Below are 14,599 nucleotides of genomic sequence, written 5' to 3' on the forward strand. Positions count from 1 at the left end.
CGTCAGCGCAGCGCGGGCACGTCGAGGGTGAGTGTGCCGGTCTCGGCGTCGAGTTCGGCGGTGACGCCGAAGGGCACCGTCAGCGCCCCGTCGCAGTGGCCGAAGCCGAGTTCCTCGACGACGGGGACGCCGAGCCCGCCGAGCCGGTCGGCCAGCACGGGCCGCAGTTCCTCGTAGGGCCCGCACCGCGCCCACGAGCCCAGCGCGACCCCGGCGACGCCGTCGAGCCAGCCGGTGCGCAGGAGTTGGGTGAGCGCCCGGTCGACGGCGTACGGCCGCTCCCCCACGTCCTCCAGCAGCAGCAGTCCGCCGCGGGCGCCGGACCGGGTGTGCGCGGTGCCGTACCCGGTGGCGAGGAGGGCGAGGCAGCCGCCGAGGGTGACGCCGCGGGCCCGGCCGGGGGCGAGGGCGGTGCCGTGCGAGGAGAGGGTGCGGACGGTCTCCGGCGCGAAGAGGGTGGCCTTCAGGTGCTCCTGGGCGCGGGCGTTCTTGACGAAGTCGATACCGGCGGCGACGGGTCCGTACAGAGTGACCAGGCCGAGGCGGACGGCGAACGCCTCGTGCAGGGCGGTGCTGTCGCTGAAGCCGAGGAACACCTTCGGCCCGGCGGCCCGCATGGCCTCCCAGTCGAGCAGGTCGACCACGCGCTGCGCGCCGTAGCCGCCGCGCGCGCAGACCACCGCGTCGACGCCCGGGTCGCACCAGGCGCGCTGGAGGTCGGCGGCCCGGTCGGCGTCGGTACCGGCCAGGTAGCCCAATTTCCCGTGCCGGTCCAGGACATGGGGGGCGGCGAACGGGTCGAGGTCCCAGCCGCGCAGCAGGTCGAGGCCGGCCTGGAGCCGCTCCTCGACGACGGGTCCGCTGGGCGCGACGACCGCCACCCGGGCGCCGGGGGCGAGCCGGGACGGCCGCACCAGATCCTTCACTTCGCCAGCTCCAGGGTGGGAATGCCGGGCACCCTCAGCCCGAACACCTGGGCGTACAGGGACAGTTCGGCCTCCAGGGCGCGCACCACCGTCTCGGCGCGCCGGAAGCCGTGGCCCTCGCCCTCGAAGGCGAGGTAGGCGTGCGGCACCCCGCGTCCCGCGATGCGGGCGAGGAGCCGTTCGGCCTGCGCGGGCGGGCAGATCACGTCGTCGAGGCCCTGGAGCAGCAGGAAGGGTACGGCGATCCGGTCGGCGTGCTCGACGGGCGAGCGCTCCGTGTAGCGGGCGGGCACCTCGTCGAGGGGGCCGACGAGGGTGTCCAGGTAGCGCGACTCGAAGTCGTGGGTCTCGCCGGTGGCCCAGGCCGTGAGGTCGAGGACGGGGTAGCTGATCGTGCCGCAGGCGTAGACGTCGGTTCCGGTCAGCGAGGCGGCCGCGGTCCAGCCGCCCGCGCTGCCGCCGCGGATGGCCAGCCGGTCGCGGTCGGCGGTGCCCTCGTCGGCGAGGGCGAGGGCGACGGCGGCGCAGTCCTCGACGTCGACCACGCCCCACTGCCCGCGCAGCCGGTCCCGGTACTCGCGCCCGTACCCGGTCGACCCCCCGTAGTCGACCTCGGCGACGCCGATGCCGCGGGAGGTGAAGTAGGCGATCTCCAGGTCCAGTACGAGCGGGGACCGGTCCGTGGGCCCGCCGTGCGCCCAGATGACGTACGGCGGCAGCTCGGCGCCTGGAGCGACGCAGCCGGGGTTGTGCGGCGGGTAGACGTGGGCGTGGATCTCGCGGCCGTCGGGGCCGGTGAAGGCGCGGATCTGGGGTTCGGGGTAGTGGGCCGGGTCCACGGTGTCGTCGTGCGCGGCGCCGATCACCCGGGCGCGGCCGGTCCGGGTGTCCAGTTCGACGACCTCGTGGGCGCTGCGGGGGCTGGCGCCGACGGCGACGACTCGCTCCCCGTGCACGGCGAGGGTGGAGGCGAACTCGGTCCAGGGTCCGGCCACGTCGACGACCTCGCCGGTCTCCGGGTCGAGGACGCCGAGCACGGCGGCCCCGCGACCGTGCACGACGGCGACCAGTCCGTCCGCCAGCGGGGCGAACCAGCGGTGGCCGAGCTTCCAGAGCGCTCCGCCGAACTCCTCCTCGCGGGGACAGACCGGCTGATGGTCGCGGTACAGGTTCCACCAGCCCATACGGTCGCTTGTGTACAGCAGACGGCCATCCGTCGACCATTCGACCTGGGCGATCGACTCCTCCGGCCCGCCCGCCACCACCTGGGGCTCGCCGAACACACCGTCCGCCCCGACCTCGGCGACCAGCGCCTCCGTCCCGTCCCACGGCATCCGGGGATGGTCCCAGGCCAGCCACGCGGCCCGCCGCCCGTCCGGCGACAGCCGCGCCCCGGTGACGAACCGCCTCCGGCCGTCGGTGAGTTCACGCACGGCACCGCGGTCCCCCGCCGCCGAGCCGTCCAGCGGCACGGCGGCCAGGACCCGGCGCACGTCGGTGGGGCCGTCGCCGGTGAACTCCTCCAGCACGCACCACACTTCACCCCGGTCGGGCATCAGCCGCGGCTCCGCCCAGCGCAGTCCGCCGCCCACCGCCGACACGGGGGTCAGCGGACGGGGCTCGCCGCCGGGCTCACAGGCGTACAGCCGCTGGTCGGCGAAGTGCACGAACACCACCAGGGTCCGGCCGTCGCGCACCCCGCCCGCCCAGGGCTGTCCGCCGTACTCGTGGACCCTGCTGCGCACGTTCCACGGCGCGGGCAGCACGGACTCCTCCGTGCCGTCCTCGCGCCGTCGCACGAGGGTGCGCCGGCCGCCCTCGGCCGGGCGGGGCGCCGTCCACCACACCTCGTCGCCGACGAAACCGACGTACTCGGGGCGCCCGTCGTGCGCGGCGGCGAGGCGCGCGTCGAGGGGCGAGGGCCAGGCACCGTACGGCAGGATCCGCATGTCTCCTCCGCTCCTCTAGGCCGTGCGCAGAAAGCGGTCGAGCACGTCGACGCCGAAGTGCAGCGCCTCGACCGGGACTCGTTCGTCGACCCCGTGGAAGAGGGCCTGGTAGTCGAGGCCCTCGGGCAGCTTCAGCGGTGCGAAGCCGTAGCCGGTGATCCCGAGCCGCGAGAACTGCTTGGCGTCCGTACCGCCGGACATGCAGTACGGCACCACGGACGCCTCCGGCGCGAACTCCTCGACGGCGGCCCGCATCCGGGCGTACGTCGGCGAGTCCACCGGCGCCTGGAGGGCGACCTCGCGGTGCTCGAACTCCCAGCTCACGTCCGGACCGGTGAGTGCGTCGAGGGTGGCACGGAACTCGTCCTCCCAGCCCGCGAGATACCGACCGTCGACATACGCCACAGCCTCCCCCGGAATCACGTTGATCTTGTAGCCGGCGTCCAGCATCGTCGGGTTGGCGCTGTTGCGGACGGTCGCCTCCACCAGCCTGCCGGCCGGGCCGAGCTTCTCCAGCAGGCCGTCCACATCGTCCAGGGCGGCCTCGACGCCGTACAGGGCGGCGAGTTCGGTGAGCGCGGCCGTCACCGTCGGGGTCAGCCGCAGGGGCCACTCGTGCTCGCCGATGCGGGTGACCGCGGCGGCCAGCCGGGTCACCGCGTTCTCCCGGTTGACCTTGGAGCCGTGCCCGGCGCGTCCGCGGGCGGTCAGCTTCAGCCAGCCCGTGCCGCGTTCCCCCGCCGCGATCGGGTAGATCTCGCGCCCGGCGCCGTCGTGGAAGGTGAAGGCGCCCGACTCGCTGATGCCCTCCGTGCAGCCCTCGAAGAGATGGGGATGGCGGTCCGCGAGGAACCCGGAACCGTCCTCGGCGCTGGCCTCCTCGTCCGCGGTGAAGGCGATGACGAGATCGCGCCGGGGCCGGACGCCCTGGCGGGCCCAGGACCGGACCACGGCGAGGATCATCGCGTCCATGTTCTTCATGTCGACCGCGCCGCGCCCCCACACGACGCCGTCGCGCACCTCCCCGGAGAAGGGGTGCACACTCCAGTCCGCCGCCTCGGCGGGCACCACGTCCAGATGACCGTGGACGAGCAGCGCGTCCGCGGACGGGTCGGTGCCCTCGATGCGGGCGACCACGTTGGCGCGGCCCGGCGTGCGTTCGAGCAGTGTCGGCTCCAGACCGGCCCCGGCCAGTTGCTCCGCCGCGTACTCGGCGGCGGGCCGTTCCCGGCAGTCCCCGCCGCCCCGGTTGGTCGTGTCGATCCGGATGAGGTCCGAGGTGAACCGAACGACCTCGTCCCTCGCCTGCCCGTCAGCCATACTGCTCCTCCACCGCGGCCGAGACGACCGTCGTGACCGCCTTGAACGTGCGAATACCCTCGTACATGGTGCCGCTGGTGTAGGCGACCCTGCGCTCCCCGGTCCGCGCCACGCCGGGCACCACGGTCGCGGCCATCGCCAGATGCTCGGCGTCGAACTCCACGGCGACGGTGAACGGCCCCGCATCCAGCGGTTCCTGACGGACCGCCAGCCGCGCCGCCTCCTTGGCCGCGGCCCGGATGTCGGCGGCGGTCCTGGCCGGGGTCCGGCACACCGCCGCGTACCGCGACACATGGTCCTTGACGGCGACCTTCAGCGCCTCGGGCGCGTACCCGAGGGCGTCCTCGCAGGCCACGTCGTCACCGGTGACCAGCACGACCGGCACCCCGTACTCCGCGACGACCCGCGCGTTGAGCAGCCCCTCGCTCGCCCGTACGTCGTTCAGCCACACCCCGGTGATGGAGTTGGCGAGGTAGGTGTGGGCGAGGACGCCCTCCGCGCCGGCGCCCGCGTGATAGCCGACGAACGCGATGCCGTCGACGTCACCGTGCTGGACGCCCTCCACCATGGACAGCGACTTGTGCCGCCCGGTCAGCATCTGCGCCCGCTCGTCCAGCCGCTCCAGAAGCAGGTTGCGCATCGTCCAGTGCGCCTCGTTGATCAGCACCTCGTCGGCGCCGCCGTCGAAGAACCCGAGAACGGCGGCGTTGACATCGGAGGTGAAGAACTCCCGGCACCGCTCCCACTGCGGCGTCCCCGGCAGCACGTCGGCCGGCCAGGTGACACCGGTGGCGCCCTCCATGTCAGCGCTGATCAGGATCTTCATACCCGCGACCGTCCTCTCCGGGAAAACCCCCTGAGCTTAACGGGCCGCCTCGCCGGCGCAGCGGGACCGCCCGGAACCCCACGCCGGTCCGCTCACGAAGACGGGCGCGGGAACCCGCGGCGGCGGGGCGCGCCCCGGGACGGTCCGCCCCGACCGACCGGGCCGCCGCGGGACGGCCCCGCCCCGACCGGCGTGGTCGGGCGGTCGCCTGGCCGGTGGACGAGGACGGGGTCCGGGGCGGAGCATCCCTAGGGGCCGCCGTCACCGCTCGACCCACCACCCGACGAGCGGCGGGAAACCCCTGTCTGCTCTGATCTCCCGCAGCGCGAGACCGACGCCCGACCGACGCGAACGGGGCCACCATGACCGCACACCCACGCACCCTGACAGTGGACCGCTTCGAGGCCGACCGCCCCCTGCTGCGGGCCGTGGCCCACCGACTGCTCGGCTCGCTCGGCGAGGCCGACGACGCCGTGCAGGAGACCTGGCTGCGGGCCTCCCGGGCCGACATCGGGGAGGTGGAGAACCTCACCGCCTGGCTGACCACGGTGGTGGGCCGGGTCAGCCTGAACATGCTGCGCTCCCGCCGGACCCGGCGCGAGGAGCCCCTGGAGTTCCAGCCCGGCGAGGAGGCGGCCGCGGGCGGGGGCGGCGATCCCGCGGAGGAGGCGCTGCTGGCCGACGAGGTCGGCGTGGCGCTGCTGGTCGTCCTGGACACGCTGGGCCCGGACGAGCGGCTGGCCTTCGTGCTGCACGACCTGTTCGCGGTGCCGTTCGACGCCATCGCCCCCCTGATCGAGCGGACTCCGGCCACGACCCGTCAGCTCGCGAGCCGCGCCCGGCGCCGGGTCAGGGGCGGGACCCCTCCGGTCGCCGACGCGGCCCGGCAGCGGCAGGTCGTCGAGGCGTTCCTGGCGGCCACGCGTGGCGGGGACTTCGACGCACTGCTGGCGCTGCTGCACCCGGACGTGGTGCTGACCGCCGACCGGTTCGTCGTCCCGACGCCGCGGCCGGTGTCGCTCAGCGGCGGCCGGTCCGTCGCCGAGAGCGCGATGACGGCGGCCGGCCGGGCCCGGTACACCGGTCCGGCACTGCTCGACGGCCGCGTCGGCCTGGTGATGGCCCCGCTGGGCCGGCTGCGGCTGGCGCTCCTGTTCACGGTCGCCGACGAGCGGATCATCGGGATCGAGATCGTGGCGGACCGGGAGCGACTGGCTGCGCTGGAGGTGGCCGTCCCCGGCGCCTGACCCCCGCGAGGGGTGACCGGGATGTCTCCGGTCACCCCTGGCCACCCTCCTGGCGGCGTTCTCACCCCATCAGAACCACAGCACGAGCGAGGCCGCCGACGGGGCCGCGTAGACCAGCGGGAACGCCACGTGCGAGAACCAGCGGGCGCGCAGCACGGTGACCACGGCCCCGAGGAAGTACAGCACCAGCCCCGCCGCGGCCGGCGCGCCGATCACCGGCACGAGCAGGCCGACGAGGAGTCCGGCCGCTCCGGCGGCTTTGGCCGCGCCGAGCCACGGCCACCACGAGCGGGGCACGCCGTAGTCGGTGAGCGGCTTCACGGTCCACTCCGCGCCGAGGAGGAGCGAGGCGGCCGAGAAGCCCGCCAGGACGGCTCCCAGCACGGTGACGACGACATAGGCGGTAGACATGTCAGCAGCTCCTCATGAGGTTGTTCCGGCTTCCTTCACCCCCTCGACACGCGGCACGACGCGAGTGTGACGGACGGCGGAGCTGCCGCCATGTGACCGTGGTCACGTCTCCCGGCCGGCCAGTATCCACTTCGACGGCAGCTCGATCCGGGTGCCGTCGGACGCGAACTCGGTCGTGGAGAGCGGAAGTTCGCCGGAGGCGAGGACGGTGAGCCCGGCTGCCGCCAGATACACCGGAACCGCGGCGTCGGCGACCTCGCCGGGTGCGATGCCGTGCCGGAAGACCGGCGCGAGCTTCGGCGGCGGGCCGTCGGGGCGCTGCGCCAGGCCACCCAGGACGGGCCGGGCGGCCTCCGACAGCTCGACGAGGAAGGCCCGGCCGCGCTCCCCCAGCAGCGCGGCGATCCCGTCGACCAGCGACTGCCGGTCGCCGGGCTCGCACTGGTGCAGGACACCCCGCATATAGACGTTGGTGTCGCCGAGTTCGGCGTGCAGCGTCTCCGCCTCGTCCCTCTCGGCCGCGTCCAGCAGCCGGTACGCGGCCTGCCCCGTGGGGTCGGCGCGGCGGGCGTGGTCGAGCGCCGCGACGGACAGGTCGGCGCCGATCACCTGCGGGAAGCGGTCGGCGAGGAAACGGGTCTGCGTGCCGTTCCCGCAGCCGAGGTCCACCAGCGGCAGCCCCGGGTCGAGCAGCCGCGGCTCGAAGAAGGCGAGGTGGCGGGCGGCGGTCACCGCCGGGTCCGCGTCCCAGAACACCGCCCCTGTCTCCTCGGGGGCCTCACGCCAGAAGCCCTCCCAGGCCGCCCGGTACCGACTCGTCACGCTCATGTCCAACTCCCCAGGTGTGACGCCGATCCGCCGTAAGTGACGGGGCAGTACGGTGTATCGCTCCCCGGTGGCGCGGACAAGCGCCGTACGCATTCCTTCACGCCTGGTTCGACGGGCGTACGCCGTTGTGCGCCCCTCAGGACCGTGAAAGACGGCGGTCAGCGTCTGGGGAGGGTCAGTTCGAACCAGACGGACTTGCCCGCGGCGGTACGGCTGGTGCCCCACTCCCGGGCCAGTGTGCTCACCACGCGCAGCCCGCGCCCGACCTCGTCGTCGGGTCCGGCGCTCAGCAGGGTCGGCATCTCGTGGTCGTCGTCGTCCACCTCGCACAGCAGCGCGTCCCCGCGCACCAGCCGCAGCGTCACCGGCCGGCCGTGCGAGTGCCGTACGGCGTTGGTGACCACCTCGCTGACCATCAGCTCGGCCGGGCCGGCCAGCTTGGCGAGCCCCCAGCCGTGGAGCTGTTCGCGGACCACGGCGCGGGCCCGGCCGACCTGGGCGGGAGCGAGGGGGAAGGTCCACTCGGCGACGTCGTCGGGTTCGATGCCGTTGAGGCGGGCCAGCAGCAGGGCCACGTCGTCCTTGCGGCCGCCTCGCGTGTTGAGGGCGCGGATGATGGTGTCGCAGGCGTCGTCCATGGAGGCCGCCGGGTGGGCGGCCGACTCGCACAGGGTCGCGAGGCCCACGCCGATGTCCTCACCGCGCATCTCGACGAGTCCGTCGGTGCACATCACGAGCCGGTCGCCGGGCGCCACGCCGACGCGTACCGCCTCGAAGGGCACTCCGCCGACGCCGATGGGCGCCCCGGTGGGCAGGTCGAGGAGTTCGCTGCGGCCGTCGTCGGCGCGCACCAGCACGGGCGGGATGTGGCCCGCGTTGGCGAGGTGCAGCTCGCTCGCGATCGGGTCGTAGACGGCGTACAGGCAGGTGGCGAGGTAGGTCTCGCCCAGCCGCTGGGCCAGGTCGTCGAGGTTGCGCAGGAGTTGCGCGGGCGGCAGGTCGAGGGCCGCCATGGTCTGCACGGCGGTGCGCAACTGCCCCATCATGGCGGCGGAGTTGAGGCCGTGGCCCATCACGTCGCCGACGACGAGCGCGGTGCGGGCGCCGGGCAGTTTCACGGAGTCGAACCAGTCGCCGCCGATACGCCCCAGCAGGGTGCCCGGCAGATAGCGGGTGGCGATGTCACAGCCCGCCATCCGCGGAGGTATGTGCGGCAGCATGCTGTCCTGGAGGGTCTCGGCGACGCTCTCCTGGTAGGTGTACATGCGGGCGTTGTCCAGCACCAGGCCCGCGCGGGCGGCGAGTTCGGCGCCGGTGACCCGGTCCATGTCGTTGAACTCGGCTCGCTCGGGGTGGCGCAGCAGGATCATGAAGCCGAGGACGACATGGCGTGCCTTGAGCGGCACGACGAGCATCGAACGGCCGGTGATCAGGGGCCGGATGTCGCGCTTCTCGAACTGCGAGGCGATGGCGTGCCCCATCCGCTCGCTGATGCGCGGCACGAGGACGGGTTCGCCGCTGGTCATGCACTGGAAGAACGGGGTGTGCGCCGGAAAGGGCATGGCCTCGCCCACGGGCACCACGTCGTCCCAGCGCCCGGGTTCGTCGGTGTGCTCCAGAGCGACCCGGTGCCACATGGTCCGGGTGTCCGGCACCCCGTCGGGGAACCCCTCGCCGGCGACGACCTGTTCGCGCAGGTAGGTGCCGGCGACGTCGGTGAAGCGCGGTACGACGGCCCTGCTGACCTCGCCGATGGTGCGGGCCAGGTCGAGGGAGGTGCCGATCTTCCCGCTGACCTCGTTGAGGAACTCCAGGCGCTCGCGGACGGCGACGTACTCGAGGTCCTCGCCCTCGTCGTCGGGCTCCCGGGGCAGGGGCCGGCCGGCGGCTTCGGCGCGGGCGCCGCTCACGGCGGGCTGTGCGCTCGACACGCCGGGCGACACCCCAGTCGGGGGTCACGGGCACCCGGTCGTTCTGGCTGAACTCCAGGATCGGATAGCCCAGTTCGAGGACCTGCGCGACGATGCGGGCGCTCTCGCCGACGCTCATGCTGGGCAGGATCTCGGGGAGCCGGCGGGCCAGGTCCTCGGCGCCGGGGAAGTCGGTGTGCAGGGCGAAGCCGGGCGCGATGCGCTCGACGCGCGACCCGTCGTCCCGGTGCAGGGCCTCCGCGTCGGCGGCCAGCACGAGCAGCCGCTCGCTGCCGGGTCCCACGAGGGGATACGCCCACCACAGCACGTCGACACGGTCCCGCCCCGACCCTTCGGCCGGGGCGATCCCCCTCTCGCTCCGCTCGGGCACGGTGAGCCGGGCCCGCCCGGCGGCCGGGTAGCCCAGCCCGCCGTCGAGGGAGTTCCCGAGCCCGGGTCCGAGACCGTCGACGGGCGCGTACTCCCCGTACGGCAGGCCGTCGTCGATGTCGGGGAGGGCGCCGGAGACGGGAAGCAGGTCGATGGCGTGCCGGCCGATCGCCTCGTCCTTGGCGACGCCGAACAGCCGGCGGGCTCCGCTGCTCCAGTGGGAGACGAGGCCGAGCCGGTCGACGACGACCACGGCGAGCGGAACGCGCCCGGTGTCCGCGGGCTCGGGTGCCGTACCGCTCCCGGCTCCGCGGCTGGGAGGCGTGTCCCTCTCGGTGCCACGGTCCATGGCCCAGAACCTCTCTCCCCAGAGCTGCACAAGATCTGCCCCGCAGCCACCACCGTACGGCGCCCGCCGCGCGGGATGTGCGCAATTCTGGAATTGGTTTCACCGGGGAAGTGCTGGGTAACGGCCTTCCCCGGTGTCTCCTCAGTCCTCGTGACTCAGCTGCGGATCACGCTCCGTGCGCCCGCCGTCGGCCACCCGGAGCACGGTGGCGACCGGCGGGTAACCCGCGGCGATGACCGTGTACTCGCCGGAGGACAGGTCGATGAAGCGGAAGGTGCCGTCCGGGCCCGTGGTGAGGGTGTCCACCACATTGCCCGCGGCGTCCAGGAGCGTCACACGCTCGTCCTCGACGGGCCTCCCGCCGGTGGCCCGGACCATGCCGCGCAGGACGGCGCCGCCGGCGAGTTCGACGTCCTGGCGGGTCTCCCGCGAGGCCTGCACGGAGACCGGCAGCGCGGCCGGGCGGAAGGCGGGGGCACTGGCGGCGAGGGGGTACTCGCCGGCCACCAGCTCACCGATGACGTACCCGCCCTCGCGCTCGCTGCGAGTACTGGCGAGGACCTCGCCGTGGACGTTGGTGAGGGTGGAGGGCGAAGAAGACCAACCGCACCTGGCGCGGGGTCAGTTCGGCGCTCGGGTCCGCCCAGGGCCCGGGGGGCGGTGGAGGCGCCGCCGCCGGTGCGCTCCGCGATCCGTCGCGCAGGTCCTTCCGCACCGGAGTGGTCCCGCCCACCTACCGCTCCCTCGTCGCACCTGCCGCACAAGTCGCGCGCGAAGCGACAACTCCGAGCAAGCGCGACGAGTTACGGCGCCAACCCGGTCCGAAAGGAGAACCACTCGAACCGGTGAGGTGGAGCAACGGTCAGGAGCCGTCCGGCTCTTGACCGTTCGTGAGCCACTCCTCGACGTGAGCCACTCCTCGAAGTGAGCCACTCCTCGAAGTGAGCCCACCGCTCGACCGAGCGACTTCCCTACCGGGCTACTTCTCGACCTCGGTGGCGAGGTTGGCGAGGATAGCGTCGTAGATCCGGCCGAGGCCCTTGGGCGCGAAGGTCCTCTCGAAGAAGCCGCCGATGCCGCCCGCGCCGGTCCAGGTGGTGGTCACGACGACGCGGGAGCTGCCCTCACCGGCCGGGGTGACCCGCCAGACGGTGACCATCGAGGAGTTGCGGTCCTTCTCGACCAGCTCGCCGTCGGTGGGCTCGGTGACCTCCAGGAGGCAGTCGCGGACGCGCTTGCTGGTGGCCTGGAGCCTCCAGTGGACGAGGGTGCCCTCGCCGTCGCCGCCCTCGCGCACCTCGTACTCGCTGAACTGCTCCGGCAGCAGCTTCGCGCGCGTTCCGCTGTAGTCGGCGATCGCGTCGAACACCGTGTCCGGGGCCGCCGCGACGACCCGCTCGGTGGTGGCCTCGACCTGCGCCATGGGGTTCCTCCAGGTCCTTGTTGCTCGGGGGTTCCTCGGATCGGGGCAAGCCAACCACCCCGGTCCCCGGCCGCCCAAATCGGGGTTGCCGAAGCGGTCGCGGGCCGGTCGGAAAGGATCCCCGCACGATCATGGGAACAAGTGTTCTATTGTGGGGCCAGTGCTACCGAGGAGGCGCCATGCGCTGGGAGAACCTCACCGCGGAACCCACCGCGGAACCCCGTCACGACCGGCCGGCCGACGCCGCGCTGTTCGGCGCGGACGCGGTCACCACCAGGACCTTCGACACACCCGAGTTCGCCGGCATCACCTTCCACGAGATCCGGGCCCGCACGATCCTGAACCGGGTGCCGGGCGCCTCCCGGATGCCGTTCGAGTGGACGGTGAACCCCTACCGGGGCTGCACGCACGCGTGCGTGTACTGCTTCGCCCGCAAGACGCACGGCTATCTCGACCTCGACACCGGCATCGGCTTCGACACGCAGATCGTCGTGAAGGTGAACGCGCCGGAGCTGCTGCGCCGCCAGCTGGCCTCGCCCCGCTGGCACGGCGAGCACGTCGCGATGGGCACCAACGTCGACTGCTACCAGCGCGCGGAGGGCCGCTACCGGCTGATGCCGGGCATCCTGACCGCCCTGCGCGACCGCGCGAACCCCTTCTCGATCCTCACCAAGGGCACCCTGATCCTGCGCGACCTCGACCTGCTGAAGCAGTCCGCCGAGGTGACCGACGTCGGCATCTCCGTGTCGGTCGGCTTCACCGACACCGAGCTGTGGCGCACCGTCGAGCCGGGCACACCGGCTCCGCAGCGGCGCCTGGACGTCGTACGGACCCTCACCGAGCACGGCATCGGCTGCGGAGTGCTGATGGCGCCGGTGATCCCCTTCCTCGGTGACCAGCCGGCCCAACTGCGCGCCACCGTGCGGGCGATCGCGGCCTCCGGGGCGACCTCCGTGACCCCGCTGGTGCTGCATCTGCGGCCCGGCGCCCGCGAGTGGTTCATGGCCTGGCTCGGACAGCACCACCCGCATCTGGTGCGCCGCTACGAGCGCCTGTACGCCGACGGCTCCTACGCGCCGAAGTGGTACCAGCGCCGGATCACCCGTCAGGTCCACGACCTCGCCGAGGAGTACGGCATCGGCCCCACGCGCGCGGGGATGCCCCGTCGGATCCGGCCGCCCGAGCCGGCGGCGGAGCCCGCCGAGGCCGGACCGACCCAACTCACGCTGCTCTGAGCGCGTTCGAGGGCAACCGGCGGCCCAATCGGGTCAAGTATCAGCAGAACAGGTTCTTCCGGGCCCCGATTCCGGGACGATGCGCCGAGGACCGTGATCCACGCGGTCCGTCGACCTCCGTCCTGGGAGGACCCCATGAGGAAACGCGCAGCCGTGCTGTGCGGTGCCGCCGTCGTCGTGGCCGGGGCGTTGACCGCCGTGCCCGCCGGCGCGAGCCCGTCGCCCGCCGCCGAGGCCGTACCCGCCGCGAAGCCCGCCTGGAAGAAGTGCGGCACCACCGACCACCCGACGCTCCAGTGCGCGTCCCTGAAGGTGCCGCTCGACCACGCGGACCCGGGCGGGAGGCAGATCACGCTCGCGCTGTCCCGCGTCCCGCACACCGCGAAGACCCACCAGGGGCCGCTGCTGGTCAACCCGGGCGGACCCGGGGGCAGCGGACTGACCCTCGCCGGGTTCGTCGCGTCGTCGCTGCCGAAGAAGGTGGCCGCGCAGTACGACGTCATCGGCTTCGACCCGCGCGGGGTGGGCCGCAGCACGCCGGCCCTGAACTGCCGGCCGGACCACTTCGCCCCGGTGCGCCCGGACTCCGTCCCCTCCACCGGCGAGATCGAGCGCGCCAACCTCGCCCGGGTCAAGGCCTTCGCCGAGAACTGCGGCAAGAAGTACGCGAGCGTGCTGCCGCACATCGACACCCTCAGCGCGGCCCGGGACATGGACGCGATCCGCCGGGCCGTCGGCGCGCCGAAACTGAGCTACTTCGGCTACTCGTACGGCACCTACCTCGGCGCGGTCTACGCCAAGCTGTACCCGGAGCGGGTGCGGCGCCTGGTGCTCGACTCGATCGTCGATCCCACCGGCGTCTGGTACGACGACAACCTCACGCAGGACCTGGCCTTCAACGACCGCCACCGCGCCCTGATGGCGTGGATCGCCGAGCACGACGCGACCTACCGGCTGGGCACCGACCCGGAGCGTGTCGAGGCGCGCTGGTACGCGATGCGGGCCGCGCTGGCGAAGAAGCCGGCGGGCGGCAAGGTGGGCGCCTCCGAGCTGGAGGACACCTTCATGCCGGGCGGTTACTACAACGGTTACTGGCCGTACCTGGCCAAGGCGTTCGCCGCCTACGTCAACGACCGCGACGCCGAACCCCTGGTGGAGACGTACGAGAACTTCGGCGCGGTCGACGCCGCCGGGGGCAACGGCTACAGCGTCTACACGGCGGTGCAGTGCCGTGACGCGCACTGGCCGCGCGACTGGCACGAGTGGCGCTCCGACAACTGGTCGGCGTACGGCAAGGCGCCGTTCATGACCTGGAACAACGCCTGGTACAACGCGCCGTGCGCGTTCTGGCCGACCCACTCGCGGAATCCGGTGAACGTCGCCAACGGGCAGCTGCCACCGGCCCTGCTGTTCCAGGCGACGGACGACGCGGCCACCCCTTACCAGGGCGCCGCGATGATGCACGCCCTGCTCGCCGGGTCCCGTCTCGTCGTCGAGGAGGGCGGCGGCAACCACGGCATCACGCTGAGCGGGAGCACCTGCCTGGACGGGCATCTGTCGGCGTATCTGGCCGACGGCACGGTGCCGCGCGGGTCCGGCGCGGTCGACGCGGTGTGCAGGGCTCTGCCCGACCCGAAGCCGCTGAGCGCGAAGGCCGGCACGGGCACGGCGCACGGTTCGACGCTGCACGGGCTGCTGGGCTTCCGCGGCTGACGCACCACGGCCGAGGCGGCGAGGCCCACGCACCGCAACCGAGGCACCGTCGGCCGCGGCCCGTCGAAAGCG

The 14,599-nt window shown here is 73.3% G+C and carries 10 protein-coding genes and 2 pseudogenes; 3 read left to right on the plus strand and 9 right to left on the minus strand.

Features of this window, described 5'->3' with window-relative positions; all coding sequences use genetic code 11:
* Positions 1-2 precede the first annotated feature (2 nt).
* From BM536_RS25195 to BM536_RS25210, 4 genes are read right to left on the minus strand one after another with little or no spacing between them, the layout of a single operon-like run.
* Positions 3-926 carry a S66 peptidase family protein gene (locus BM536_RS25195; RefSeq protein WP_094103545.1) on the minus strand — a complete coding sequence of 308 codons (924 nt, stop codon included), beginning with the start codon at positions 924-926 and terminating at the stop codon, positions 3-5.
* Positions 923-2,875, minus strand: coding sequence for a S9 family peptidase (locus BM536_RS25200; RefSeq protein WP_094103546.1), 1,953 nt, complete (start codon positions 2,873-2,875; stop codon positions 923-925). Before BM536_RS25200 ends, BM536_RS25195 begins: the two co-directional genes overlap by 4 nt.
* Positions 2,876-2,890: 15 nt before the next feature.
* The gene (locus tag BM536_RS25205) at positions 2,891-4,195 is read right to left on the minus strand and encodes a M20/M25/M40 family metallo-hydrolase (RefSeq protein ID WP_073495171.1); all 1,305 of its coding nucleotides are present in this window, start codon (positions 4,193-4,195) and stop codon (positions 2,891-2,893) included.
* Positions 4,188-5,021 (minus strand): M55 family metallopeptidase, encoded by an 834-nt coding sequence (locus BM536_RS25210; protein WP_073495168.1) that lies wholly within the window; start codon positions 5,019-5,021, stop codon positions 4,188-4,190. The genes BM536_RS25205 and BM536_RS25210 overlap by 8 nt, the downstream gene beginning before the upstream one ends.
* A gap of 362 nt (positions 5,022-5,383) precedes the next feature.
* Between BM536_RS25210 and BM536_RS25215 the strand changes: the two genes are divergently transcribed.
* A complete protein-coding gene (locus BM536_RS25215) occupies positions 5,384-6,268 on the plus strand; it encodes a sigma-70 family RNA polymerase sigma factor (RefSeq protein ID WP_073496182.1) in 885 nt (294 codons plus the stop codon).
* 69 nt (positions 6,269-6,337) lie between these two features.
* On the opposite strand, the gene BM536_RS25220 is transcribed toward BM536_RS25215, so the two are convergent.
* From BM536_RS25220 to BM536_RS25240, 5 genes and pseudogenes are all read right to left on the minus strand, one after another.
* A complete protein-coding gene (locus BM536_RS25220) occupies positions 6,338-6,679 on the minus strand; it encodes a DoxX family protein (protein ID WP_073496184.1) in 342 nt (113 codons plus the stop codon).
* A gap of 102 nt (positions 6,680-6,781) precedes the next feature.
* The gene (locus BM536_RS25225) at positions 6,782-7,507 is read right to left on the minus strand and encodes a class I SAM-dependent methyltransferase (protein WP_094103547.1); all 726 of its coding nucleotides are present in this window, start codon (positions 7,505-7,507) and stop codon (positions 6,782-6,784) included.
* Positions 7,508-7,665: 158 nt separating this feature from the next.
* Positions 7,666-10,156 (minus strand): annotated as a pseudogene (locus BM536_RS25230) (ATP-binding SpoIIE family protein phosphatase).
* A 141-nt stretch (positions 10,157-10,297) separates the two neighbouring features.
* A pseudogene (locus tag BM536_RS25235) lies at positions 10,298-10,741 on the minus strand (MSCRAMM family protein); the annotation flags it as partial.
* 394 nt (positions 10,742-11,135) lie between these two features.
* Positions 11,136-11,579: an SRPBCC family protein gene (locus BM536_RS25240; RefSeq protein WP_073496186.1), complete on the minus strand. Its 444-nt coding sequence runs from the start codon at positions 11,577-11,579 to the stop codon at positions 11,136-11,138.
* A 179-nt stretch (positions 11,580-11,758) separates the two neighbouring features.
* Here BM536_RS25240 and BM536_RS25245 point away from each other — a divergent pair, with 179 nt between their 5' ends.
* Together BM536_RS25245 and BM536_RS25250 are read left to right on the plus strand one after the other, a co-directional pair.
* Positions 11,759-12,814 carry an Rv2578c family radical SAM protein gene (locus tag BM536_RS25245; protein ID WP_073496188.1) on the plus strand — a complete coding sequence of 352 codons (1,056 nt, stop codon included), beginning with the start codon at positions 11,759-11,761 and terminating at the stop codon, positions 12,812-12,814.
* 135 nt (positions 12,815-12,949) lie between these two features.
* Positions 12,950-14,527 carry an alpha/beta hydrolase gene (locus tag BM536_RS25250; protein WP_073496190.1) on the plus strand — a complete coding sequence of 526 codons (1,578 nt, stop codon included), beginning with the start codon at positions 12,950-12,952 and terminating at the stop codon, positions 14,525-14,527.
* Positions 14,528-14,599 lie beyond the last annotated feature (72 nt).

The organism is Streptomyces phaeoluteigriseus (assembly GCF_001896135.2).
GTDB classification, from domain to species: domain Bacteria; phylum Actinomycetota; class Actinomycetes; order Streptomycetales; family Streptomycetaceae; genus Streptomyces; species Streptomyces phaeoluteigriseus.

Coding starts and splice junctions, on each gene's coding strand:
- BM536_RS25200 (WP_094103546.1), bottom strand. CDS start 2,875: ATGCGGATCCTGCCGTACGGTGCCTGGCCCTCGCCCCTCGACGCGCGC.
- BM536_RS25205 (WP_073495171.1), bottom strand. CDS start 4,195: ATGGCTGACGGGCAGGCGAGGGACGAGGTCGTTCGGTTCACCTCGGAC.
- BM536_RS25210 (WP_073495168.1), bottom strand. CDS start 5,021: ATGAAGATCCTGATCAGCGCTGACATGGAGGGCGCCACCGGTGTCACC.
- BM536_RS25215 (WP_073496182.1), top strand. CDS start 5,384: ATGACCGCACACCCACGCACCCTGACAGTGGACCGCTTCGAGGCCGAC.
- BM536_RS25220 (WP_073496184.1), bottom strand. CDS start 6,679: ATGTCTACCGCCTATGTCGTCGTCACCGTGCTGGGAGCCGTCCTGGCG.
- BM536_RS25225 (WP_094103547.1), bottom strand. CDS start 7,507: ATGAGCGTGACGAGTCGGTACCGGGCGGCCTGGGAGGGCTTCTGGCGT.
- BM536_RS25240 (WP_073496186.1), bottom strand. CDS start 11,579: ATGGCGCAGGTCGAGGCCACCACCGAGCGGGTCGTCGCGGCGGCCCCG.
- BM536_RS25245 (WP_073496188.1), top strand. CDS start 11,759: ATGCGCTGGGAGAACCTCACCGCGGAACCCACCGCGGAACCCCGTCAC.
- BM536_RS25250 (WP_073496190.1), top strand. CDS start 12,950: ATGAGGAAACGCGCAGCCGTGCTGTGCGGTGCCGCCGTCGTCGTGGCC.